This window comes from Stenotrophomonas sp. T8, from assembly GCF_051853085.1.
Taxonomy (GTDB): Bacteria; Pseudomonadota; Gammaproteobacteria; order Xanthomonadales; family Xanthomonadaceae; genus Stenotrophomonas; species Stenotrophomonas sepilia.
In genome coordinates this window covers 192,957-216,389 of record NZ_CP195329.1, presented here as the reverse complement: position 1 = coordinate 216,389, position 23,433 = coordinate 192,957, and the positions used below count along the sequence as shown (strand labels likewise).

The following is a 23,433-nucleotide window of genomic DNA, read 5'->3' as shown; positions in this document are numbered from 1 at the left end:
TGTTTGCTCAGCGGCCAAGGGCTCGGCGCCACCACGGGCGCACGAGGAGATTGAGTTTCCGGTCCTGCTCGTCCAGGCGCGGGATCACCGACGCCACCACATTGGCGACCGCGGCTTCACGGGAATGGTCCAGTGCCTGGCGCGTCTCGCTCATCCCTTCGATGACGCGACGCTCCAGCAGTGACAGGCCCTGGGCCAGGCTCGGCAACTGCGACTCCACTATCGCGTAATGCTCCTCGGTGGCGTCGCTGTTCTTCTCCAGCAGTGCGCGCAGACGTGCTTCCTCGGCGTTGAGCCGGCCGATCTCGCCATGGGCGGCGGTCAGGCCCTGGTTCACCCGCTCGATCTCTTCCACGTTCTTGATGTTGCGACCCAGTGCATCGAAGAACTGGTTGATGGTGGCGAACTGGCCGTCACGCGCAGCCTGGGCAAGCTGCAGCAATGCCTGCGGCTGCTCCCCGCCCACCAGCAGCACGCCCAGCCCATGGGTGTGGGTGAATTCGAACGACGGGAACTTCGAGGAAATCTCGCTCCAGTACTCCCACACGCCAAACCCGCGCTCGCGCACGCAGCTGTCGTGGAACAACACGACCGCGCGCGGCGACAGCTTGCTGCGCCACGTCTCGAAGTCTTCGCGGACGGCTTCGTAGGTGTGCAGGCCGTCAATGTGCAGGACGTCGACCGATCCATCTGCGAAGTATTCCAGCGCCTGGTCGAAGCGCATCCGCATCATCTCGGAAATGCCGGCGTAATGGCGCTGCTGGTAATCGCGAAGCTCGGCGTAGATTTCATTACCGTAGAAACCAGCATGCTCGTCGCCTTCCCAAGTATCCACCGCGAACACGCGCGCACTGACCTGCTGGCTTTCCACCGCCTGACAGAACGCCAGGAACGAGGCACCGTTGTGCGTACCCAGCTCCACGATGGTCGTTGGCCGCACAACTTCCACCAGCCAACTGGCGAAGGGAATGTGCCCAAGCCACGCGCTGTGCGGGAGCTTGCGCGGCATCATCAGCATGTTCGGCGACAACGGGAAATCGATCATCTCAGTCTCTATCACGTGAACGACGCCGCAGCGTCCGGGTCGGCCAGCGCGGCCGTAATGAATGCATCGATGCTGGGGCTGCACAGCAGGGATTCAAACTGCTTGATCCGCTCCACCGGCCAGTTCCACCAGGCGATGTGCAGCAAGTGCTCGATCTGCGCTTCGCTGAAGCGCATGCGGACGACACGGCCAGGGTTGCCCGCGACGATGGCGTAGGGTGGGACGTCCCTGCTGACCACAGCACCGGCGCCGATGCAGGCGCCGTGGCCCACGGTCACTCCGGAGAGAACCAGCGCGCCATGGCCGATCCACACATCGTTGCCGATGCGGGTCACGCCTTTGCTGTGCGGATGCCCATCCTGGCCCGCACCCGGCGAATTGAACGCAATGCGCAACGGATGGGTAGTGACCCAATCCATGCGATGCTCGCCGCCACCGAAGATCAGCACGTCTTCGGCGAAGGAACAGAATGCGCCCACTTCGATGCGCTCCCCGGCGCTCCACAGCTTGAAGGTGGCACCACCGTACGTGAAGCGACCAATGCTGACGCGGGGGTCGTCGGTGGTCAGCGGCGGAATGAAGCCATGGTTCATTCCGCTCCCCCTACCCGCGTCATGGTGACCTCATCGAAGGGGATGCCCACCAGACCATAGCGCAACTTGGGCGAGGCGACTTTGATCAGCACCGCGTCATGCAGCCACGCATGCTGGGTGTTGGCGAACGGATCACCGTCAGCGATGGAAACGGTCATCGAGTAATCGCCGTTGGGCAGCATCGGCAACGTGAAGCGAAAACTGGCCTCAAGCGTCGTCCCGGCCTCAACCTGCATCGGCGGCTGGATGTAGGTGAAGGTGTGCTCGCCGAACAGCGACTGACCCAGCCGGTCCTTGACGAAGAAACCGATCAACGGGCTGGACAGCGCTTGGTGTGCAGTGGCCCGCACACGCAGCAGCACATCCTCGCCACCGGCGAACGAGGTGAGGGTTTCGCCCTGGGGATCGCTGAGCAGCACCGAATCAATGCTGGCGACACCGGACTGCCAGCCAGCCGAATTGGCGACGTTGTCGAACATTTCCAGACGCGTGTCCCGCTCCACTTGGGCCTTGGACCGCGGCTTTGTCGGCGCCGCATCACGTGAGGCTTGGCGCGAGGTCAGCTTCACCGTATCGCCGTACACCTCCTGCGAGCAGTACTCGATGTAGGCGTTGCAGGTGTCTTCGGCAGTACCGTGCATGACCATGTCGCCACGGTTGAGCCACACCGCGCTTTGGCAGAAATTGAGCACCGAGGAGGTGTCATGGCTCACGAACAGCAGTGTGCCGGTTTCGCGGAACTTGCGCAGGAAGCGCATGCACTTCTGCACGAAGATCGCATCGCCGACGGCCAACGCTTCGTCGATCACCAAGATGTCCGCATCGACGTGCGCGATGACCGCAAACGCCAGTCGCACGTACATCCCGCTGGAGTAGGTCTTCACCGGCCGGTCGACGAAGTTGCCGATATCGGCAAAGGCGATGATGTCGTCGAACCGGGTGTCGATCTGCTCGCGGGTCAGGCCGAGGATCGAGGCGCTCAGGTAGACGTTCTCGCGCCCGCTGAATTCCGGGTTGAACCCCGCGCCGAGTTCCAGCAGGGCCGCCACGCGCCCCTTGACCTCGACCGTTCCGGAGGTGGCCTGCAGGGTGCCGCAGATGATCTGCAGCAGCGTCGACTTGCCCGACCCGTTGCGGCCGATGATGCCGACCGTGTCGCCGCGCCTCACTTCGAAATCGACGCCCTTCAGCGCCCAGAACTCGTCGTAGTAGCGGCGCGGCGCCAAGCCTGCGGCACGGCGCAGGCGCGGCAGCACGGCCTGCTTCAGCCGCTGGTGCGGCTGGTCATAAATCTGGAAGCACTTGGTGACGCCGCTTACCCGGATGGCGACATCGCTGGAGGGATCAAAGGACATCGGCAAACCCCCGGCGCATTTTCTGGAACGTCGCGAAACCGAACCACGCGACAAGCGCGGCCCCCACTACGTACTTGCCCAGCCCGATGAAGTCCGGGGCATGGCCCCACAGCAGGACCTCACGCGCCTGTTCGATGATGAACGTGAGCGGGTTGAGATAGATGTACGGCCGCAGGTTCTCCGGCAGGGCCTGCACCGGATACAGCACCGGTGCCATGAACAGCATCACCGTGGTGACGATGCCGGTGACCTGGCCGATGTCACGCAGGTAGACACCCAGTGCCGCCAGCAGCCAGGACACGCCCATGGTGCCGACCACCAGCGGGAAGATTACCACCGGCAACCACAGTGCGGTCAGCGGGATCGAGCCACGCAGGAGCAACTGGGCGATAAGCAGGACCAGCACCGAAACCATCGAATGGAACAGGGTGGCGCCCATCGCGACCCACGGCAGTGTCTCCAGCGGGAACACGACGCGCTTCACGTAACTGGCGCTGTTGAGTATCAGCCCCGGTGCACGGTTGATGCACTCGGCGAACACACCGTGGACGATGATGCCGACGAACAGGATGACGGCGAAATCACCATGACTGCTGGTTTCAAGGCCCCAGCGCGCCTTGAACACCACCGAGAAAACGAAGGTGTAGACCGCCAGCATCAACAGTGGATTGAAAAAGGACCACGCCAGCCCGAAGACCGAACCTCGATACCGGCTGATGACCTCACGCTGGGTCAGCTGCCAGATCAGCATGCGATTGGAGACCAGGCTGCGGACAAGCGCACCCGGCGAACTGCCGAACTCAGCGTGGATGCTACTCATTCAGAAGCCCTGCCCAGCGCCCTTTCCAGATCCACCTGCAGATCCCCCAACTCTTCCACACCCACGCTGAGCCTTACCAGCGCATCACTGATCCCCAGCTGCTCCCGACGCGCCACGGGAATCGAAGCATGCGTCATCACCGCCGGATGGTTCACCAGGCTCTCCACGCCGCCCAGCGACTCGGCCAGGGTGAACAGTTCGGTCTTCTCGCAGAAGCGCTTGGCGGCCTCGAAACCGCCCTTCAGCACGATCGAGACGATGCCGCCGTAACCGGCCATCTGCTTGCCGGCCAGCTCATGCTGCGGGTGCGAGGGCAGGCCCGGGTAGATCACCTTCTCCACCGCCGGGTGCTTTTCCAGCCACTGCGCCAGCGCCAGCGCGTTGGCGCAGTGCGCCTTCATGCGCAGCGGCAGGGTCTTCAGGCCGCGCAGGGCCAGGAAGCTGTCGAACGGGCCCTGCACACCGCCGATGGAGTTCTGCAGGAACGCCATCTGCTCGGCCAGCGGCGCGTCGTCACCCACCACCACCATGCCGCCGACCATGTCCGAATGGCCATTGAGGTACTTGGTGGCCGAATGCAGCACCAGGTCGGCGCCCAGCAGCAGCGGACGCTGCAACATCGGCGAGGCGAAGGTGTTGTCGACCACTACGATCAGGCCATGGCGCTTGGCGATGGCGGCGACCGCGGCGATGTCGACGATCTTCAGCATCGGGTTGGTCGGGGTCTCGATCCAGACCATCTTCGTCTTCGACGTGATGGAGGCTTCGAATGCCGCCAGATCGGTCAGGTCGACGAAGCTGAAATCCAGCCCGGCGGTGCGGCGGCGCACGCGCTCGAACAGGCGGAAGCTACCGCCGTAGATATCGTCCATCGCCACCACGTGGCTGCCGGCGTCCAGCAGCTCGATCACGGTCGAGCTGGCCGCCATGCCCGAGGCGAAGGCGAAACCGCGGGTGCCGCCTTCCAGCGAGGCCACGCAGCGCTCATAGGCAAAGCGCGTCGGGTTGTGGGTACGCGAGTACTCGAAGCCCTGATGCTCGCCCGGGCTGGACTGCGCATAGGTCGAGGTGGCGTAGATCGGCGGCATCACCGCGCCGGTGCTGGGATCGGGCGACTGGCCGCCGTGGATGGCCAGCGTGGCCAGGGCCAGCGCGCGGTCGGGCGAAGAGGAGTTGGACATATCGTTTCCTGAATGGCGCCGACGTGCGGCGCCGTCAAAGGATCGGGAGTCTATCAGCGCAGCCTTAACGAGCTTTGACGCGAATAAACCGGAATTCAGCGGTGAACGGCAGCGATCAGCGGCTTACTGCACGCGACGGCGCAGATAGTTCAGCAGGTCGATGCGGGTGATCAGGCCGAGGAAGGCGTCACCGTCCATCACGATCGCCACTTGCCCGCGGTCGAACACCGGCAGCAGGGCCTCGATCGGCGACTTCACGTCCAGCCGGTCCAGCTTGCTGACCATCGCGGTGGCCACGGTGTCGCGGAAGCGCGCTTCGTCGCCGTAGACATGCAGCAGCACGTCGCTTTCATCGACGATGCCGACCAGCTGGTCACCGTCCATCACCGGCAGCTGCGACACGTCATACAGCTTCATGCGCTGGTAGGCGGTGGTCAACAGGTCGTTCGGGCCGATCACCACCGTGTCGCGCTGGCCGTACGGGCGCAGGATCAGGTCGCGCAGGTCGCCGTGCTGCGGGCGCTCCAGGAAGCCGTTGTCCAGCATCCAGTAGTCGTTGTACATCTTAGACAGGTACTTGTTGCCGGTGTCGCAGACCAGCACCAGCACCTTCTTCGGCGTGGTCTGCTCCTTGCAGTACTTCAGCGCCGCGGCCAGCAGGGTGCCGGTGGACGAACCGCCGAGGATGCCTTCCTTGCCCAGCAGCTCGCGCGCGGTGTGGAAACTCTCGGCATCGCTGATGGCATAAGCCTTCTTGACACGGCTGAAGTCGGAGATCGAGGGCAGGAAGTCCTCGCCGATGCCTTCCACCAGCCAGCTGCCCGACTTGTCGTTGAGCACGCCGTCGTTGATGTACTCGGCAAGGATCGAGCCGACCGGATCGGCCAGCACCAGCTCGGTCTTCGGCGAGAGCCTGGCGAACGCACGCGACAGGCCGGTCATGGTACCGGAGCTGCCGCAGCCGAACACGATGGCATCGAGGTCACCGCCCATCTGTTCGAGGATCTCCGGGCCGGTGCCGAACTCATGCGCGGCCGGGTTGTCCGGGTTGCCGAACTGGTTGATGAAATAGGCGCCCGGGGTCTGCTCGGCGATGGTCTTGGCCAGGTCCTGGTAGTACTCGGGATGGCCCTTGGCGACGTCCGACCGGGTCAGGCGCACTTCGGCACCCATCGCCTTCAGGTTGAAGATCTTTTCGCGGCTCATCTTGTCGGGAACGACGAGGATCAGCTTGTAGCCCTTCTGCTGGGCCACCAGTGCCAGGCCCAGGCCGGTGTTGCCGGCGGTACCTTCGACCAGGGTTGCGCCCGGCTTCAGGTCACCCCGCTGCTCCGCCGCCTCGATCATCGACAGGCCGATGCGATCCTTGATCGAACCGCCCGGATTGGCGCTCTCGAGCTTCAGGTAGAGCTCGCAGACACCAGTGTCCAGGCGCTGGGCCTTGACGATCGGGGTCTGGCCGATGAGTTCGAGGACGGAGGAATGGATGGGCATTCGGAGGACTTTCGATTCGCGCCACGCAGGGCCGGACCGATGATTATCCGACGGATGGCGCTGAATGTCAGGTCGGCGCGGAGATGCCGCCCGCCGGCCCCGTAAAGGGATGCGGGCGGCCCCGGATCGACGAGGAGACCGGTACCGCCCGCATCGGTGAGTGGTGCCTGCAGGCCAAGGCACCACCGCCTGTGGTGCCTTGGCGCGGCCGCCTCATCGGCGGTGCCGCGATGCCGGGGCAGAAGCGCCCGGCGGGGCCATCGATGGCCGGGTCACGCCGTTCCGGGCGCGACGGAGTGCGTCAAAGCGTGGGGGACGTCGTTGGGAGCGGTGTTTCGTACATTCGCAGAAGACGTTGCTTGGCCAGCAGCTTCTCACGCTTCATGCGACCCAGGGTGACATCATCGATCGGGAGTACACCCAACTCCGCGTCCATGCACTTCTTGTTCAACTTGCGGTGCTGGTCATGGAGTGCCCTGAACTCCGGATCACGCGCGCGACGGGCGTCGATCTCGCTCTGGGGCTGATCTTCAAACATGATGGACCTCCTTCGACAGATACACGAACGCCCCGGCCGCAAGGCACGGGGCGTTGTTTATGGAGGAGTGCCGGCCGATGGCCACCTGGACGCCTGCAACGACCTGCGGCACTGGCCTGCGCACGTCGATCTGCTGCGGTTCGCGCCCTGCTTGCATCGGCCCGGCCCTCCCATCGTCCGGTCCGCGGCATTGCGTCCCGGACGATTGACCCTACGCCTGCTCAGGGCGGGGTACAAGACCCCTGCGACAAAAAGACCGAACCCCGCCGGGGCGGGGTTCAGGCTGAATGCTCATCACAACGAAAAACAAACAATATCAAGCAATTACGGGGCGATGATGACCTCGGCCGAGCGCGCCCGGGTGGACGCAGCCTTCTTGCCGCTGACCTGGATCCGGTTGCTGGCGACACCACCCGCGACCAGGGCGTCGCGCAGCGCTTCGGCGCGCTTCTGGCCCACGCCGTTGGCACTGTCGTAGGCCTCGATGCGCAGGCGGCCCTTCTTGCCGATGTTCAGGTACTCGGCCAGGGCCTTGGCCTGGTTGCGCGCGCCGCCGGACAGGCTGGAGGCGCCTGCGGCGAACGCGTCACCCCCGAAGGTGAAGACCTCACCGCGAGCGTCGAACTTCGAACCGGGCAGCTTCTGCCCGGACACCAGCTCGGCTTCCTCGCGGGCCAGCCTGGCAGCGTTCTGCTGGGCAGCGCTCAGCCGCTGCTGCTGCTTGCCGGCCACGCTGGTCAGGGCATTCTCGGCGTCCTGGCGGGCCAGGGTCTCGGCCTCGGCCGCCTGGCGCAGGCGTTCGGCCTCCTCGGCCTGCATCTGCGCCTGCATGCGCAGCTGCTCGGCTTCCTGGCGGGCACGGGCGGCATCGCGGCGGCTGGCCTCGATCAGCAGGTCGCTGCGGGTACGCTCCAGGCGGTCGACCTCGCGCGCGGCCAGCGCAGTGCGCACTGCGGTCTCGGCAATCTCCACCCGGCGCTCGGCCAGGTAGGTGGCCAGCTCCTGGTCACGGCGCTTGGCCTTGTCCAGGGTCGCGATGGCCTGCTGCGCCTGCATGCGCTCGAAGGCGCCCAGCTCAGCGGTATCGGGGTTGGCCTGGATGGCCATCAGGCGCTGGCTCAGCTGCGCCACCATCGGGTTGTCGGCGGCCACGGCCAGGGTCGGCAGCGCCAGCAGCGCGGCCAGGGTTGCGGCGGTCATCGGCTTCACCGGCGGTCCTCCCCGGTCGACAGCTGGCGCTGCAGCTGGTTGACCTCGTTGCGGCGCAACTGCAGCTGCGCGGTGACGGTGGCTTCCTCACTGCGGGCGCGGGCCAGGTCGGCATCGGCGGCAGCGCGCAGGGCCATCGCCGGGGCGTTCTTGCGCTCGCGGCGGTCGCCGGCGGCGCGCTGGGCCTGCTCCAGCCCCTGCCGGGCCAGCCCGATCAGGTCCGGGGCGTACTGGTCGGCATCGGCCTGGGTGGCCTTGTCGACCGCCTGCCGGGCCTGCGCCAGTTCCAGGGCAGCGTCCTGCGCCCAGGCGGGGGCAGACAGTGCGAATGCAAACGCCATCACATACAGGCCATGGCGCATTCGTGCGAAGCTAAGTCGTTTCATTGGGGAGGCCGTACCGGTTGTCGGTTCACGGCCATTGTCGTCAAGCCGACACCGTGCTGGCAACGGGCGTCGGCCGTTTCGTTGGGGAAAATTCGCAATGGATATCGGCTACTTCCTGAAGCTGATGACCGAAAAGAACGCTTCGGACATGTTTCTGACCACCGGGGCACCGGTCTACATCAAGATCGAGGGGAAGCTCTATCCGCTGGGCAACACCGGCCTGCCGCCGGGCATGGTCAAGAAGATCGCCTACTCGCTGATGGACGAGGGCCAGGTGCCGCAGTTCGAGCGCGAGCTGGAGCTCAACATGGCCATCGCCCTGCCCGATGCCGGGCGCTTCCGCGTCAACGTGTTCAAGCAGCGGGGCGAGGTCGGCATGGTCATCCGCGCCATCCGCAGCCGGATCCCGAGCATCGAGGAGCTGAACCTGCCGCAGGTGCTGAAGGACGTCATCATGACCCCGCGCGGGCTGGTGCTGGTGGTGGGGTCCACCGGCTCCGGCAAGTCGACTTCGCTGGCGTCGATGATCGACCACCGCAACAGCACCACCACCGGTCACATCCTCACCATCGAGGATCCGATCGAGTACCTGCACAAGCACAAGATGTCGATCGTCAACCAGCGCGAGGTCGGCCTGGACACCCATGCCTTCCACAACGCGCTGAAGAACGCGATGCGTGAAGCACCGGACGTGATCCTGATCGGCGAGATCCTGGATGCGGAGACGATGGAGGCGGCGATCGCCTTCGCCGAGACCGGCCACCTGTGCCTGGCCACCCTGCACTCCAACAACGCCGACCAGACCATCGAGCGCATCCTCAACTTCTTCCCGGAAAGCGCGCACAAGAACGTGCTGATGAACCTGGCACTGAACCTGCGTGCCGTGATCAGCCAGCGCCTGGTGAAGAACAAGGAGGGCCGACGCCTGCCGGCCACCGAGGTGCTGATCAACACGCCGATGATCCGCGACCTGCTGCGCCGCGGCCAGGTGCACGAGATCAAGGCCGCGATGGAAGCCTCGCTGGAAGAAGGCATGGAGAGCTTCGACCAGTGCCTGTTCCGGCTGGCCAAGGCCGGCACCATCGAGCAGGAGGAAGCGCTGCGCGCGGCCGACTCGCGCGATGGCCTGGCCCTGAAGTTCCGCCTGTCCGAAGGCAGCAGCGGCGAGCACGACCCGTACGCCGATTTCTCGGCGGGCGCGCCCAGCATCACCCACGGCTTCTGATCCCACGAAAAACGGGACGGAGGAGATCAAGTCGTTTGTGCACTGGCGACTTGATCCCCTCGATCCCCTTTTTCTGAAGAGTTCAGGGGCGGTCTCATCCAATGAGACCGCTCATCCGTAGGTTTCCTCAATGGAAACCATCCGCAAGCTGGCCATTCTGGCTGATGCCGCCAAGTACGATGCCTCCTGCGCCTCCAGCGGTTCGGGCAAGCGCGATTCGCGCGCCAGTGGCGGTATCGGCAGCACCGAGGGCATGGGCATCTGCCACAGCTACACGCCCGATGGCCGCTGCGTGTCGTTGCTGAAGATCCTGCTGACCAACTTCTGCATTTACGACTGCGCCTATTGCGTGAACCGGGTTTCCAGCAACGTGCCCCGTGCACGTTTCAGCGTGGATGAGGTGGTCACGCTCACCCTGGACTTCTACAAGCGCAACTACATCGAGGGCCTGTTCCTGTCCAGCGGCATCATCCGCAATGCGGACTACACCATGGAACAGATGGTGGAAGTGGCCCGGCAGCTGCGCGAAGAACACCGCTACGCCGGCTACATCCACCTCAAGACCATTCCCGAGGCCTCGCCGGAACTGCTGGCCAGTGCCGGGCGCTATGCCGACCGCCTGTCCATCAACGTGGAACTGCCGACCGAAGCCGGCCTGAGCGCCTTGGCGCCGGAGAAGACGGTTCATTCCATCCGTGGCGCGATGGGCGAACTGCGCTGGCGCATCGAGGAAGCCAAGGAAGCTCGCAGGGCCCCCGCAGCGGTGGCACCGACGGCCAGCCGCAGCACTCGCCCGCGCCCTCCCCGTTTCGCACCGGCCGGGCAGAGCACCCAGATGATCGTCGGCGCGGACGGGGCAAACGACCGGCAGATCCTGGCCAGCGCCGACAGCCTGTACGGCAACTACCGCATGCGCCGGGTCTACTACTCCGCGTTCAGCCCGATTCCGGACGCCAGCCGGCAGTTGCCACTGCAGCCGCCACCGCTGCAGCGCGAACATCGCCTTTACCAGGCTGACTGGCTGCTGCGCTTCTACGGGTACGGCGTGGATGAAATTACCGATACCACCCAGGACGGCATGCTCGACCTGGATATCGACCCGAAGATGGCCTGGGCGATCCGCCACCCCGAGCGCTTTCCGGTCGATCTGAACCGGGCACCGAAGGAGATGCTGCTGCGCGTGCCCGGCCTTGGCGTGCGCAACGTCAAGCGCGTGCTGATGGCGCGCCGTCACGGGCGGCTGCGCGTGGCCGACCTCGCACGCCTGAAGGCACCGATGAGCAAGCTGCTGCCGTTCGTGCTGCTGGCCGACCATCACCCGCGCAAAGCACTGGACGACCCGGCGGCGCTGCGCGCGCAGCTGGCCCCGCCGCCGCGACAGGGTTCGCTGTTCGATGCCCCGTCCGCGGCCTGACGCGCAGCGCTGGTCGCTGCGGGTGGATCCGCCATGGTCGCTGGAGGCTTGGCGCAGCGGTGCGCGCGAAGCCCTGCTGCGCGGCGTCGCGCCGGAGCAGCTGGACTGGCTCGAGGGCAGCGACGCATCGCTGCTGGACGCGCCAGCGGTCACCTCGGCGCCCGCACAGGCCGATGCTGGCGCACTGACGGTACCGCGCGACTTCCTGGAACTGGCGGCCACCTGCCTGTGCCATCGCGACGGACAACGCATGGCCCTCCTGTACCGGTTGCTGTGGCGCATCGCCCATGGCGAACGCTCGGTGCTGTCAAACCCCGCCGATGCCGACGTACTGCGGGCGATGGCCATGGCACAGGCGGTCCGCCGCGACACGCACAAGATGAAGGCATTCGTGCGCTTCCGCGAAGTGCCTGGCCAGCCTGATGCGTTCATCGCCTGGTTCGAGCCACAGCACCACATCGTCGACCGGGTCGCGCCGTTCTTCGCGCGCCGTTTCACCGGCATGCGCTGGGCCATCCTCACGCCTTCGCGCAGCGTCGCCTGGGATGGGCAGGCGCTTGCCTTCGGCCCCGGTGCACGGCGCGAGGATGCCCCGGCCGAGGATGCACGCGAGTCGCTGTGGCAGACCTACTACGCCAGCATTTTCAATCCGGCCCGGCTCAACACGCGGATGATGATGCAGGAGATGCCGGCCAAGTACTGGCGCCACCTGCCTGAAGCCCGATTGCTGCCTCGCCTGGTACGCGACGCCGCCGACCGCGTGCAGGAAATGCATGACCGTCCCGCGCAGGCACCGCAACGCAGGATTCCGCTGCGAGCGAACCCTCCGGCATCGGCAGCCGAAGCCAGCAGCCTGGACAATCTGCGCGGGCAGGCCAGCGCCTGCCGCCAGTGTCCGTTGTGGGAGCAGGCCACGCAGACCGTATTCGGACAGGGGCCGGCAGGGGCCGGGGTGATGCTGGTCGGAGAGCAACCGGGTGACACCGAAGATCTGCGTGGGCAGCCATTTGCAGGACCTGCCGGCCAGGTGCTGGACCGCGCATTGGCGGAACTGGGGATCGATCGCGCCACGCTGTACCTCACCAACGCGGTGAAGCACTTCCACCATGAACGGCGCGGCAAGGTGCGGCTGCACAAGCGGCCGGAGAGCCGTCACATCCAGGCCTGCCGGCCCTGGCTGATGGGTGAGATCGCGCGCGTGCGGCCCCAGGTGATCGTGTGCCTCGGCGCGACAGCGGCAGCCTCGGTGTTCGGCCATGATTTCGACCTCTCGCGTGACCGCGGGCGCTGGCACACCCTCGAGGACGGCACGCGCGGCTACGCCACGGTGCACCCGGCATGGGTGCTGCGACAGACCGACGATGCCCGCCGCGAGGAGGCCTACCGGTTGTTCCGCGATGACCTGGCCCGATTGCAACAGAAAGGGGACGGAGGGGATTAAGTCGTAAGTGCATATACGACTTAATCCCCTCCGTCCCCTTTTTTTCAGGCGGCGTCGGGCTGGTGTTCCGGGCGCGCGCGGTCGAATGCCTCCAGCGCTTGGCACGCCGCTTCGATGCGGCGCAGGGTCGGGTACGGCGTCAGGTCCAGGCCGAAGCGGTGTGCGTTGTACAGCTGCGGCAGCAGGCAGATGTCGGCCAGGCCAGGACGGTCGCCGTGGCAGAAGGTGCCGGTGTCGCGGCTGTTGGCCAGCATCGCTTCCATCGCGTCAAAGCCTTCGGCGATCCAGTGCAGGGTCCACTGCGTGCGGGCGTCGGCAGGCAGCTGCAGGTCGCGTTCCAGGTACTGCATCACCCGCAGGTTGTTGATCGGATGGATATCGCAGGCCACAAGCTGCGCCAGCGCCCGCACCCGCGCGCGGCCCGCAGCATCGGCCGGCAGCAGCGGCACCTGTGGGAAGCGCTCTTCCAGGTACTCGATGATCGCCAGCGACTGGGTCAGCGTGTGCCCATCATGCAGCAGGGTCGGCACCAGCTGCTGCGGATTGAGCGCGCGATAAGCCTCATGATGCTGCTCGCCACCGTCGCGCACCAGATGCACCGGCCGCGCCTCCCAGGCCAGGCCCTTCAGCTCCAGGCCGATGCGCACGCGGTAGGCGGCGCTGGATCGCCAGTAGGTGTACAGCACGATGCCGTCGTCGACCGGGATCTCCATCGCCGCCTCCATGCTCAGGGCTTGGCCGCCTGTTCGATGCGCTGCTCGATCGCACCGAAGATGCTGTTGCCGGCAGCGTCGAGCATCTCGATCCGGACCACGTCGCCGAAGGACATGAACGGCGTGCTCGGCTTGCCGTCACGCAGGGTCTCGACCACGCGCTGCTCGGCGAAGCACGAGGCACCCTTGCTGGTGTCTTCATTGGCGATGGTGCCCGAGCCGACGATGGTGCCGGCACCCAGCGGGCGGGTCTTGGCCGCATGCGCGACCAGCTGGGCGAAGTTGAACTGCATGTCCACGCCCGCCTCCGGCGCACCGAACCACTGGCCGTTGATGTGGGTCAGCAGCGGCAGGTGCACCTTGCTGCCCTGCCACGCAGCACCCAGCTCATCGGGGGTGACGAACACCGGCGACAGCGCCGAACGCGGCTTGGACTGCAGGAAGCCGAAGCCCTTGGCCAGCTCGCCCGGGATCAGGTTGCGCAGCGAGACATCGTTGACCAGGCCGACCAGCTGGATGTGGCCGGCGGCCTGTTCGGGGGTGGCCGCCATCGGCACGTCGTCGGTGATCACCACGATCTCCGCTTCCAGGTCGATGCCGTAGTCCTCGCTGACCACCTTGACCGCATCGCGCGGGCCGTAGAACCCCGCACTGGTGGCCTGGTACATCAGCGGGTCGGTGTAGAAGCTCTCCGGCACCTCGGCACCGCGGGCGCGGCGCACGCGCTCGACGTGCGGCAGGTAGGCGCTGCCGTCAACGAATTCATAGGCACGCGGCATCGGTGCGGCCAGCGCCTGCGGATCGAGGTCGAACACGCCATCGGCGTCGCCAGCGTTGAGCGATTCGTACAGGGCGTTCAGGCGCGGTGCGATGTGGCTCCAGTCCTCCAGGGCCTGCTGCAGGGTGGCGGCAATGCCGGTGGCGCGCACGCCGTGGCGCAGGTCACGCGAGACGACGATCAGGGTGCCGTCGCGGCCGCCTTCCTTCAAAGAACCAAGCTTCATGGGTGGGTGTCCGGAGTCGTGGGCAAACAAGTTTCAAGTGTAATCAAATCTGCGGCGACGCCAAGCTGCAGCGCGGCATCGGCCCACCCTACCGTAGTGGGGGTCGGCAGGGCTTGCAGGCCTGCGCCTGCGGTAGTGCCGGCCGCTGGCCGGCAACCTCAACAGCAACAGCGTCCATTCCGAGGGATGGCGGGGCAGTGCGGGTGGGCCGGGCCCCTGAGGGGTACTTGCAGCGTCCCCTGCCACCGGACCGACCCCGCCTGCCCACAGGAACCCGACCTTTGACGTTGCTCCCGCCTCTGCGGGTGCAGGGCGCAGCCCTGCAGAGAGAACCCCTTACCTGAACGGGGCTTTTTGCGCGAGGTCTCAGCCATCGGTTAGACTAGGCAGGTCTGCAGCGGCCGTCCGTTTCCCTTCGGGATCGCCGGCGACCAGGGTCCGCCCTCTTCGCCCGCCCCCACTCCGACGCCGTTCGTCACGCATTCCAGCCTGCGCTTCGTGCCGGCTGCACCCAACTTCTCGCAGCGCGGTTCACGGGAACGCTCCGAGTCAGCCGATCACTTTGATCTGCCCCCGTCTGTCCGCTCGGACAGGCGTTTCTTGTACCTGGAGCAATCTCAATGTCTTTTGAATCGCTGGGCCTGGCGCCCTTCCTGCTGCGTGCGCTTGCCGAGCAGGGCTACGAAAACCCGACCCCGATCCAGCAGCAGGCGATCCCGCTGGCGCTGGCCGGTCGCGACCTGCTGGCCGGCGCACAGACCGGTACCGGCAAGACCGCCGCGTTCGGCCTGCCGCTGCTGCAGCACCTGGGCACCGCCTCGCAGGAAGTGCGTGCCGGCCCGCGCAAGCCGCGTGCGCTGATCCTGGCCCCGACCCGCGAACTGGCCACCCAGGTGCATGACAGCCTGCGCGGCTACAGCAAGTACCTGCGCATTCCCAGCGCCTGCATCTACGGCGGCGTCGGCATGGGCAACCAGCTGGACATCCTGCGCCGTGGCGTGGACCTGCTGGTGGCCTGCCCGGGCCGCCTGATCGACCACCTGGAGCGTCGCAGTGTCGACCTGTCCGGCATTGAACTGCTGGTGCTGGATGAAGCCGACCGCATGCTCGACATGGGCTTCCTGCCGTCGATCAAGCGCATCCTGGCCAAGCTGCCGAAGCAGAACCGCCAGACCCTGCTGTTCTCGGCCACCTTCGAGGACAACATCCGCCAGCTGGCGCTGGAGTTCATGCGCAACCCGGAACAGATCCAGGTCACGCCGAAGAACACCGTGGCCGAAACCATCACCCATCGCGTGCATCCAGTCGATGCCGGCCGCAAGCGCGACCTGCTGCTGCACCTGCTGGCGCAGGACAGTCGCGAGCAGACCCTGGTGTTCGCCCGTACCAAGCACGGCAGCGACAAGCTGGCCACGTTCCTGGAAAAGTCGGGCATCAAGACCGCGGCGATCCATGGCAACAAGAGCCAGGGCCAGCGGCTGCGTGCGCTGGGCGACTTCAAGGCCGGCCGCGTGACCGTGCTGGTGGCCACCGACATCGCTGCGCGCGGCATCGACATCAACGAGCTGCCGAAGGTGATCAACTTCGACCTGCCGATGGTGGCCGAGGACTACGTGCACCGCATCGGCCGTACCGGCCGCAACGGCGCCACCGGCCAGGCGATCTCCCTGGTGGCGCAGGATGAAGTGAAGCTGCTGCGCGCGATCGTGCGCCTGCTGGGCCGCGACATGGACATCCGCGACGTGCCGGGCTTCGAGCTGCAGACGCCGATCCGCTGGGGCAACAGTGCGCCGGGCAAGGCCGAGCACGATACCGGCGAGCGCGCACCGCGCAAGAGCCACGCACGCCGTCCGCACGGTGATGCGCCGCGCCATGCGCATGCCGGCCCGAAGAAGGCCGGCGGTGGCCGTCGCGAGGGCGGTGGCAACGGCCAGCAGCGCGCGGGTGCAGGCGCCGGTCAGGGCCAGCGTCGTGGCGGTGGCGGTAATGGTGGCGGCCGTGGCCGCGGCCAGGGAGGCAATGGCGGCGGCCGCGCCGGCTGATCACAGCTGACAGCTGTTGTGCTTCCCGTTGCGCGGGAGGCTATCGAGGGACGGCGCTGACGCGCCGTCCTTTTTTGTTGCTGGCTACCGGGTGATGAAGCACGCGGTGGCGGTACCGAGGGCGGATGGGCATGGGGGCAGCGCAGAACACGCTGTAAATACGTCCATGTAAGCTCGATGGCGCCATCCATGGCGCCAACGGTTCTGCGCTGCCCCCATGCCCATCCGCATCAAGCATTGCCTGCGCCTTCTTCTCCCGCCGGGTAGCCGGGAGAAGAAAGATCAAATTCAAATTCAAATTCAAGTTCAAGTTCAAATTCAAAGGCAAAAGCCGAAGTCGCAATTCCTGGCTTTGCTTTTGCTTTTGCCCTTGCTCCCGCCTTGGGGTTCGATGCGTCCGCGCCCGCAGGAAACCGTCGAGGGGCGGCCGGGCGGGCTGCGCAGGACCGTTGGCGCCATGGATGGCGCCATCGAGCCCCCAAGGACGGGTTTACGCGTGTCCTGCGCAGCCCGCCCGGCCGCCCCCACACGCATCAGTCAAGGCGCCAAACGCCTCAACCCCGCGCCTTGCTCGGATTCACCAGATTCCCGAAGAAGATCGCGTTGATCAGCAACCGGTCCGTCCCGTGCCAGTACTTCCGGTGCGCCGGATCGTCGGCGAACAGCACCACGTTGCCCTGCCCCTGCGCCGACACCAGCAGCCACGCGCTGCCCGCCACCCGCGCACGGTTGCGCTCGGAAAGATAGCCATTCACCCGCGGCGGCGTGTCGATGCGTACCACCGTCGAGAATGGGTTCGCACTCGGCTGCAGGGCAACTGTGTTTTCCTTGTTGACCGCCAGTTGCCGGCGCGGCACGCCGAACGCCAGCGGATGACTGATGTCCACATCGGCGCTGAGGATGTTGCCGCTGACCCGCTCGATCGCGGCGATGTCGCGCTGGTCGCCGAATGCGCGGCGGCTCTCGTCGGCAGTCTCTTCGTCCTTGCCGAGCTTCTCGCCGTCGGCGAGCTTCTGTTCGATCGCCCACTTCGAAGCACTGCCGTAGGTCACCAGTGAACCACCGGCCTGCACCCAGCGCTTCAGTGCAGCCACCGCCGTGGTATCGACGCCGGTGTAGGTCCCCCCGGACAGCACGATCGTGGTGTAGCGGTCCAGCGGCACTTTGCCCAGCTGCTGCGGGTCCAGCTTGCTGGCGGGCAAGTGCAACTGCTGGTCGAGCAGGAACCAGGCCGAGCCGATCTCGGTGGCGGCCACGCCCTCCCCCATCACCAGCGCAACCGCGGGTTTGCGCAGCGCCTTGACGCCGTCACTGCCCAGATCGATGCCTTCGCGGCTGCGGCCACTGGACAGCGCGTGCACCTGCACACCTGCCTCGCGCGCGGCCGATGTCACTGCCTCAAGCAGCGCCGCACCCTGCAGCGCTTGCCCGGCAACCGGAATCACCAGGCTGCCGGCAGCGAAGCTGACCTCGCCCTGCACGGTCGCGGTGGTGAACGGCTGGAACGCGGCACGTGCGCTCACGCCCTTGCCCTGCAGCACAGCCAGCGCGCGCCCGGCGTTGTAGTCGCGCCAGTCGATCGCGTACGCGAATCCGGCCTGGCCACCCAGCACCGCACCCTGCTCCGCCGGCAGCGCGGTCACGCGTGCGCCACCCTCGATACGGCTACGGCTGCCGGCGAACGCCACGCCGTAGGCCGGTGCGATCGCATAGCTGGTGCTGCCGTAGAACACATCCCCCTTGATTGGCGGCGTCTCGGCAAAGATCGAATGCACCAGGCGGAACTGCGCCTGCTGCACCGGCACCACGTAGGCGCTGCCGGCATCGAAGCGCTGGCCATCGACAGTGACTGCATGCTCCAGCGCGCGCACCTCGATGCGATGCAGCAGCAACAGTTCCAGCAGGCGACGGGTCAGTGCCGGATCGTGCGCGTCGCCGAACACGAAGCTCTTCACCGGCTGCTGTGCGGCCTGCTTCAACGCGCTCTGGAAGAAATGCTTCTGCAGGTCGAACAGGCCGCTGCGCTCAGCTACCGCACCACGCACCGTGCCCAGCCCGGTGGCGACCTGGTTGCGGATGGTGAACGGGAAGGTCAGCAGGCCGTTCACCGATTCCTGCACGCGGCCACGCGAACTGGCCTGCTCGACGGTGACGCCGACCGCGCCGTGGAAGTCCGGATAGGTCGAGCCATACACCGGCGAGAAGTTGTCGAAATTCTCGCCGGTGTAGTACAGCGAACCCAAGGCATCCAGCGCCTGCGCGTGGTACCTGGCCAGGGTCTTGTTGAACTCGTACGACGGCGCCGGAATCAACGGGCTGTGCATGCTCTTCGGCGAAGGCTCGAAGTAGTACGTGCTGTCCTTGCCCATCTCGTGGAAATCGATCTGCACGTTCGGGTACCACTGGTGGAACACCTCTACCTTCGGCCGTGAGTCCTGCTGGGTCAGGGCAAGCCAGTCGCGGTTGAGATCGGTGAAATAGTGGTTGGTGCGACCCTGCGGGAACGGCTCGACATGTTCCTTGTCGGCGGGGTCGGCCGACGCCGGATCGGAGGCCCAGGCATTGTGCCAGTTGGCGGCACGGTCGCGGCCGTCCGGATTCTGTGCCGGGTCGAACAGCACCACCGCGTGCTGCAGCCACTGCTGGGTTTCGGCACTGCGGTTGGCCACCAGGTAGTAAGCGGTCAGCATCGCCGCCTCGGCACTGGAGGTCTCGTTGCCATGCACGCTGTAGCCCAGCCACACCACCACCGGGCTGTCACCGGCCGCGCTGCGCGGTTGCGCCGGATCGGCCAGGGTCGCGTGCTGCTGGCGGATCTGCTCCAGCCGCGCATGATTGCCTGCAGCAGTGACGGTGGCGATCAGCAGCGGGCGGCCCTCATAGCTGCGACCGATCTCGCGCACGCTGATTTTGTCGGAACGCTTCGCCAGCTCCTGGAAGTACGCCACCAGTTGGTCGTGCCGAGTGTAGCGGCTACCGATCGGGTAGCCGAGGAACTGCTCCGGCGTCGGCACCGCTGCATCGAAGGCTGCCGCATCCGTGGCCTGCGGGAAGAAATAGGCACTCTGTGCCTGCGCCGGCTGCGGGCAGGACAGTACAGTGGCGGCGGCAAGCAGCAACGGAAGAACGGCACGGCGATGCAAGGACACGGTGACTCCCCTGGAACACAACGGCAGACAGTTGCGCGGCCGGTCCCTTCAGGTGGCCGGCTGCGGCGGATGGATCAGAAGCGGTAATCGAAGCCCAGCGTGAAGTAGCGGCCGCGCAGGTCGTACTGGCTGAAGTCGTACGGCGCGCGGATGCCCGGGAACGAGGCGTCGTACGGCGGCGTCTTGTCGGCCAGGTTCTGCACCTTGGCATACAGCGTCAGCTTGTCGATGCCGGTGTAGGCCAGGTACAGGTCGTACTGGCTGTAGCTGCCAACGCGCTGCTGCACGGCCTTGGCGGCGGTGCTGGCTTCCTGGCGGTAGCTGCTGGTGTAGTACCAGGTCACGGCTGCGTTGAAATCACCGTACTTCCAATCCAGCGTGGTGGTGGCCTTGTCCTTGGGCAGGGTCGCGCCCAGGTTGCTGCCGGCGTAGTCGACCAGCGGGCCACCGACCACGGTCGGGCGACGGTAGTCGCGCACGTGGGTGTAGGCCGAGGACACGGTGAAGTCACCCAGCACCGCGGTCGGGATGCGCTGGCGCAGTTCGACGTCGATGCCCGAGGTCTTCAGCTCGCTCAGGTTCTGGTAGCGGTTGTAGACCGCCTGCAGCTTGCCGCGCTCGTCGCGCTGCACGGCACCGGCCACGTTGTCGTTGACCAGGGTCTGGGTGTTGTTGGTGCCGACCAGATTGTCCAGCTGGATGCAGTAGTAGTCCACGCTCAGATTGGTGTTGGCCCACGGCGACAGCACCACGCCGAAGTTCACGCTCCTGGTGCGCTCGGGCTTCAATGCGTTGTTGCCGACGGTGAAGAAGGTCGGGTTCTGCCGCGAGCCCGGCACGTCCGGATCACGCGGATCGACCACGCTGCCATAGGCGATGCTGGTGCTGTTGGAGTTTTCCGACAGCGACGGCGCACGGAAGCCCTTCGAGGCCGATGCACGTACCAGCAGGAAGTCCAGCGGCTGCCAGCGCAGGCCGATCTTCGGCGAGAACGCATCGCCGAAATCATCATAGTGATCGGCGCGTGCAGCGGCGGACAGCTCCAGCGTCGAGGCCAGCGGTACGTTCACTTCGGCGTAGGCGGCACTGACCTGGCGCTGGCCATGTACTTCTGCGATGGCCGGGCGCACCTGCAGGCCGGCGTCGATCTGCCACGGGTTGTTGGAATCGAGCTTCTCGCGGCGCCACTCGGCACCAGCGGCGAAGCCGATCTCGCCGGCCCAGGTGCGGCCCAGGCTGCCGGAAATCTTCGCATCGACGCCCTGCAGCTTGGACTCGGCCGGACGCAGCGTGGCGATGTTGATCGAATCACGCACCGACTGCGGCGTGGCTGCCGGGTCAAGCAGGTTGTAGCTGCCCGTGGACAGTGCGTTGGCCAGCGCCCAGCGGTTGGCGAACCCGCCGGACACAGTCTCCCGCTCACTGCTGCGCGCACCGAATGCAGCCACTTCCCAGTCCCAGTTGGCGGTGGTGCCGCGCAGACCGAACACGCCGCGATAGGCGGTTGAGCGGTTGGTCTTGATCGTGCCGCCGAGGTCGAAGAAGGTGTACTCGATCGGGATCGCACGGCCGTACGGGTTATACGGATTGCTGGCCGGCAGCAGCGACGACACCGGCTCGGCCAGGCCGCTGTCCGCGTTCAGTGCGAAGCGGCCGCTCTCCAGGGTGAAGAACGGGCTGCTGCCGAACCACGCGGCGCTCTTGATCTGGCTGTACAGCACCTCGCCGAAGGCTTCGACGTTGTCGTTCAGGCGGAACGTACCGTTGGCGTAGGCCTGATAGCGCTTGGTAGAGGGGATCAGCGTGGTGAACGGTGCCTGGTTGAAGCCGCAGGTATCACCGGACAGGCCATCGATCGGCGCGCTGGCAACGCGGGTGGTGCCGGCCGGGCAGTTGCCGTTGGCATCGAGCATCGGCACCGACACGCCGTTGACCAGGTAGCGTGCGCCCTTGGCCGACCAGCCGTTCCAGCGGCCACCGGGCTTGTCGGTGTAGATGCCACTGCGGGTCAGATTGCGCTCGTCCTGGTCCAGACGCTCGCGGTTGTAACCCTGCAGGCTGAAGAGGATGTTGTAGCCGTCGGTGTCCAGATCACCGAGGCCGCCGACGAACTTCAGGTTCTGCTCGTGCAGGCCGCCCTGGTCGGCACCGCCGAAGCTGCCGCCGATCTCGGCGCCTTCGAAGTTCTGCCGGGTGATGATGTTGACCACGCCGGCCACGGCGTCGGAACCGTATACCGCCGAGGCGCCGTCCTTGAGCACTTCAATGCGCTCGACCGCGACCAGCGGCAGCGCATTGAGATCGACGAAGGTGTCGGACAGGCCACCGGCCGGGAAACCGTAGTTGGCCAGGCGGCGGCCGTTGAGCAGGACCAGCGCGTTCTTCTGCGAGAGGCCGCGCAGGCCGATGCCGGCCGAGCCGGACGCCCAGCCGTTGTTGGTGGTTTCGTTGGCGGCGTTGCCGGTGTTGGCCGAGATCGAACGCAGCACGTCGGCCACGGTGGCCTTGCCGGTCTGTTCCAGCTGCTGGCGACCGATCACCTGCACCGGGTTGGAGGCCTCGGTATCGGTGCGCTTGATGTTGGAACCGGTGACACGCACGGCGGCCAGGGTATTGGCGTCACCAACGGCGTCGGCGGAGGTTTCGGCGGCGGCGGACAAAGGCGCGGCCAGAGCGACGGCCAGGGCCGCCACGAGCAGGGTGTGCTTGGGCATGACGATGTGGGGAGATGGTAAGGACGACGAAGTTCCGCAGTAGTCCATGCCTGGCCCGGGTCCGGCCAATAACATCTCTTCATACGGATATAAGAGAAGCTATCATCTCTTCATCCGGATGGAAAGAGTTACTTCACGAAAGCCCGACATCCGCTCAGGATGGCCGGCCACCTGCGGCGTACAATTGCGCCATGGAAATCTTCAAAGTCTTCATGCTCGAGGCGGCGCACCGCCTTCCCAACGTGCCGCCGGGGCACAAGTGCGCGCGCCTGCACGGCCACTCGTTCCGGGTGGAACTGAAGGTCGAGGGCGAGCCCGGCGCGCAGACCGGCTGGATCATGGACTTCGGCGACGTGAAGGCGGCCTTCCAGCCCATCTATGACCGCCTGGACCATCACTACCTCAACGACATCCCCGGCCTGGAGAACCCGACCAGCGAGAACCTGGCGGTGTGGATCTGGAACGAACTCAAGCCCAGCCTGCCAGCGCTGAGCGAGATCACCGTGCACGAAACCTGCACCTCCGGCTGCCGCTACCGCGGTCCGACGGCCTGATCAACTCATTGATCTGAAAGGTTTTTCAAAGGCGCCCTGAGCGCCTTTGTTATTCTTGTTGCATTGCCGCATCAAGGGCGTATGCTGCAATGCATCAAGCCACTCCCTGATGCCCCATGGCCGCCGCCTTCAGCGATCGCTTCAGTGATGCCACCCGCCAGCTCGCCGCCGCGGCAACCCGTGCGAACCGGTTGGCGTTGGAGAACGCGGAAAGCATGTTCGGCGTGCAGTTGAAGGCGATGGAGCGCAACCTGACCGCGACCGGCGGCTGGCTGGGTGAACTGGCCCGCAGCGACGACGCGGCCGGGATGCTCAACAGGGGCGCACAGCTGTGGCAGGACAACCTGCAGCGGCTGGGCCAGGCCCAGCAGGATGTGGTCGGTCTCGGCCTGCAGGCCAGCAAGGCCTGGTCCGAACTGGTGCAGGGTTACAACGAATCAACGGCGGACGCGAACAGTCACTGACGCGACGCAACGCTCATTGCATGGGTCCCTCCCCCCATGCAATCCGGACCCGGCAGATCCCTCCCTCTGCCGGGTCTTTTTTTGCCTGGCTT

The 23,433-nt window shown here is 66.0% G+C and carries 19 protein-coding genes; 6 read left to right on the top strand and 13 right to left on the bottom strand.

Annotated elements, in window-relative coordinates; all coding sequences use genetic code 11:
• Window positions 1-7: 7 nt before the first annotated feature.
• The 9 genes from ACSDHM_RS01015 to ACSDHM_RS00975 form a co-directional block, all read right to left on the bottom strand.
• On the bottom strand, window positions 8-1,045 hold the full coding sequence (locus tag ACSDHM_RS01015; RefSeq protein ID WP_439426575.1) for a class I SAM-dependent methyltransferase: 1,038 nt from the start codon (window positions 1,043-1,045) through the stop codon (window positions 8-10).
• 11 nt (window positions 1,046-1,056) lie between these two features.
• Entirely contained in the window at window positions 1,057-1,638 is a 582-nt protein-coding gene (locus tag ACSDHM_RS01010) for a CatB-related O-acetyltransferase (protein ID WP_276577096.1), read from the bottom strand.
• Window positions 1,635-2,993, bottom strand: coding sequence for an ABC transporter ATP-binding protein (locus ACSDHM_RS01005; RefSeq protein WP_227837872.1), 1,359 nt, complete (start codon window positions 2,991-2,993; stop codon window positions 1,635-1,637). The genes ACSDHM_RS01010 and ACSDHM_RS01005 overlap by 4 nt, the downstream gene beginning before the upstream one ends.
• Window positions 2,983-3,813 (bottom strand): ABC transporter permease, encoded by an 831-nt coding sequence (locus ACSDHM_RS01000; protein WP_227837870.1) that lies wholly within the window; start codon window positions 3,811-3,813, stop codon window positions 2,983-2,985. The genes ACSDHM_RS01005 and ACSDHM_RS01000 overlap by 11 nt, the downstream gene beginning before the upstream one ends.
• The gene (locus ACSDHM_RS00995; RefSeq protein ID WP_439426574.1) at window positions 3,810-4,994 is read right to left on the bottom strand and encodes a cystathionine gamma-synthase; all 1,185 of its coding nucleotides are present in this window, start codon (window positions 4,992-4,994) and stop codon (window positions 3,810-3,812) included. Before ACSDHM_RS00995 ends, ACSDHM_RS01000 begins: the two co-directional genes overlap by 4 nt.
• A 123-nt stretch (window positions 4,995-5,117) precedes the next feature.
• The gene (locus ACSDHM_RS00990; protein ID WP_164093329.1) at window positions 5,118-6,488 is read right to left on the bottom strand and encodes a pyridoxal-phosphate dependent enzyme; all 1,371 of its coding nucleotides are present in this window, start codon (window positions 6,486-6,488) and stop codon (window positions 5,118-5,120) included.
• A gap of 301 nt (window positions 6,489-6,789) precedes the next feature.
• Window positions 6,790-7,026, bottom strand: coding sequence for a YdcH family protein (locus tag ACSDHM_RS00985; protein WP_005407964.1), 237 nt, complete (start codon window positions 7,024-7,026; stop codon window positions 6,790-6,792).
• Between the two features lie 324 nt (window positions 7,027-7,350).
• Window positions 7,351-8,235 (bottom strand): OmpA family protein, encoded by an 885-nt coding sequence (locus ACSDHM_RS00980; protein WP_154329989.1) that lies wholly within the window; start codon window positions 8,233-8,235, stop codon window positions 7,351-7,353.
• Entirely contained in the window at window positions 8,232-8,597 is a 366-nt protein-coding gene (locus ACSDHM_RS00975; protein WP_008264627.1) for a DUF4398 domain-containing protein, read from the bottom strand. The genes ACSDHM_RS00980 and ACSDHM_RS00975 overlap by 4 nt, the downstream gene beginning before the upstream one ends.
• A 121-nt stretch (window positions 8,598-8,718) precedes the next feature.
• Between ACSDHM_RS00975 and ACSDHM_RS00970 the strand changes: the two genes are divergently transcribed.
• The 3 genes from ACSDHM_RS00970 (at window position 8,719) to ACSDHM_RS00960 (ending at window position 12,701) form a co-directional block, all read left to right on the top strand.
• Window positions 8,719-9,846, top strand: coding sequence for a PilT/PilU family type 4a pilus ATPase (locus ACSDHM_RS00970; protein WP_049416904.1), 1,128 nt, complete (start codon window positions 8,719-8,721; stop codon window positions 9,844-9,846).
• A gap of 130 nt (window positions 9,847-9,976) precedes the next feature.
• Complete coding sequence (locus ACSDHM_RS00965; RefSeq protein WP_088496867.1) at window positions 9,977-11,260, top strand: putative DNA modification/repair radical SAM protein; 1,284 nt, start codon at window positions 9,977-9,979, stop codon at window positions 11,258-11,260.
• The gene (locus ACSDHM_RS00960) at window positions 11,241-12,701 is read left to right on the top strand and encodes a UdgX family uracil-DNA binding protein (RefSeq protein ID WP_227837866.1); all 1,461 of its coding nucleotides are present in this window, start codon (window positions 11,241-11,243) and stop codon (window positions 12,699-12,701) included. The genes ACSDHM_RS00965 and ACSDHM_RS00960 overlap by 20 nt, the downstream gene beginning before the upstream one ends.
• A gap of 44 nt (window positions 12,702-12,745) precedes the next feature.
• On the opposite strand, the gene maiA is transcribed toward ACSDHM_RS00960, so the two are convergent.
• Complete coding sequence (maiA, locus tag ACSDHM_RS00955) at window positions 12,746-13,414, bottom strand: maleylacetoacetate isomerase (RefSeq protein ID WP_065179111.1); 669 nt, start codon at window positions 13,412-13,414, stop codon at window positions 12,746-12,748.
• Window positions 13,415-13,428: 14 nt separating this feature from the next.
• Window positions 13,429-14,418 carry a fumarylacetoacetate hydrolase family protein gene (locus ACSDHM_RS00950; protein ID WP_111008190.1) on the bottom strand — a complete coding sequence of 330 codons (990 nt, stop codon included), beginning with the start codon at window positions 14,416-14,418 and terminating at the stop codon, window positions 13,429-13,431.
• 620 nt (window positions 14,419-15,038) lie between these two features.
• Here ACSDHM_RS00950 and ACSDHM_RS00945 point away from each other — a divergent pair.
• Window positions 15,039-16,460 carry a DEAD/DEAH box helicase gene (locus tag ACSDHM_RS00945; protein WP_049414254.1) on the top strand — a complete coding sequence of 474 codons (1,422 nt, stop codon included), beginning with the start codon at window positions 15,039-15,041 and terminating at the stop codon, window positions 16,458-16,460.
• A 554-nt stretch (window positions 16,461-17,014) separates the two neighbouring features.
• Here the strand turns inward: ACSDHM_RS00945 and ACSDHM_RS00940 are convergent.
• Together ACSDHM_RS00940 and ACSDHM_RS00935 are read right to left on the bottom strand one after the other, a co-directional pair.
• Entirely contained in the window at window positions 17,015-19,609 is a 2,595-nt protein-coding gene (locus ACSDHM_RS00940) for a M14 family zinc carboxypeptidase (RefSeq protein WP_072167758.1), read from the bottom strand.
• Window positions 19,610-19,683: 74 nt separating this feature from the next.
• A complete protein-coding gene (locus tag ACSDHM_RS00935; RefSeq protein WP_439426573.1) occupies window positions 19,684-22,323 on the bottom strand; it encodes a TonB-dependent receptor in 2,640 nt (879 codons plus the stop codon).
• 191 nt (window positions 22,324-22,514) lie between these two features.
• Between ACSDHM_RS00935 and queD the strand changes: the two genes are divergently transcribed.
• Both queD and ACSDHM_RS00925 read left to right on the top strand, forming a co-directional pair.
• Window positions 22,515-22,877, top strand: coding sequence for a 6-carboxytetrahydropterin synthase QueD (gene queD / locus ACSDHM_RS00930; RefSeq protein WP_005407953.1), 363 nt, complete (start codon window positions 22,515-22,517; stop codon window positions 22,875-22,877).
• A 116-nt stretch (window positions 22,878-22,993) separates the two neighbouring features.
• Window positions 22,994-23,341, top strand: coding sequence for a phasin family protein (locus ACSDHM_RS00925; RefSeq protein WP_061480483.1), 348 nt, complete (start codon window positions 22,994-22,996; stop codon window positions 23,339-23,341).
• Window positions 23,342-23,433: the final 92 nt, after the last annotated feature.

Coding starts and splice junctions, on each gene's coding strand:
- ACSDHM_RS00935 (WP_439426573.1), bottom strand. CDS start 22,323: ATGCCCAAGCACACCCTGCTCGTGGCGGCCCTGGCCGTCGCTCTGGCC.
- ACSDHM_RS01015 (WP_439426575.1), bottom strand. CDS start 1,045: ATGATCGATTTCCCGTTGTCGCCGAACATGCTGATGATGCCGCGCAAG.
- ACSDHM_RS00975 (WP_008264627.1), bottom strand. CDS start 8,597: ATGCGCCATGGCCTGTATGTGATGGCGTTTGCATTCGCACTGTCTGCC.
- ACSDHM_RS00925 (WP_061480483.1), top strand. CDS start 22,994: ATGGCCGCCGCCTTCAGCGATCGCTTCAGTGATGCCACCCGCCAGCTC.
- ACSDHM_RS00995 (WP_439426574.1), bottom strand. CDS start 4,994: ATGTCCAACTCCTCTTCGCCCGACCGCGCGCTGGCCCTGGCCACGCTG.
- ACSDHM_RS00965 (WP_088496867.1), top strand. CDS start 9,977: ATGGAAACCATCCGCAAGCTGGCCATTCTGGCTGATGCCGCCAAGTAC.
- ACSDHM_RS01000 (WP_227837870.1), bottom strand. CDS start 3,813: ATGAGTAGCATCCACGCTGAGTTCGGCAGTTCGCCGGGTGCGCTTGTC.
- ACSDHM_RS00970 (WP_049416904.1), top strand. CDS start 8,719: ATGGATATCGGCTACTTCCTGAAGCTGATGACCGAAAAGAACGCTTCG.
- queD (WP_005407953.1), top strand. CDS start 22,515: ATGGAAATCTTCAAAGTCTTCATGCTCGAGGCGGCGCACCGCCTTCCC.
- ACSDHM_RS00960 (WP_227837866.1), top strand. CDS start 11,241: ATGCCCCGTCCGCGGCCTGACGCGCAGCGCTGGTCGCTGCGGGTGGAT.
- ACSDHM_RS01010 (WP_276577096.1), bottom strand. CDS start 1,638: ATGAACCATGGCTTCATTCCGCCGCTGACCACCGACGACCCCCGCGTC.
- ACSDHM_RS00945 (WP_049414254.1), top strand. CDS start 15,039: ATGTCTTTTGAATCGCTGGGCCTGGCGCCCTTCCTGCTGCGTGCGCTT.
- ACSDHM_RS00990 (WP_164093329.1), bottom strand. CDS start 6,488: ATGCCCATCCATTCCTCCGTCCTCGAACTCATCGGCCAGACCCCGATC.
- ACSDHM_RS00985 (WP_005407964.1), bottom strand. CDS start 7,026: ATGTTTGAAGATCAGCCCCAGAGCGAGATCGACGCCCGTCGCGCGCGT.
- ACSDHM_RS00950 (WP_111008190.1), bottom strand. CDS start 14,418: ATGAAGCTTGGTTCTTTGAAGGAAGGCGGCCGCGACGGCACCCTGATC.
- maiA (WP_065179111.1), bottom strand. CDS start 13,414: ATGGAGATCCCGGTCGACGACGGCATCGTGCTGTACACCTACTGGCGA.
- ACSDHM_RS01005 (WP_227837872.1), bottom strand. CDS start 2,993: ATGTCCTTTGATCCCTCCAGCGATGTCGCCATCCGGGTAAGCGGCGTC.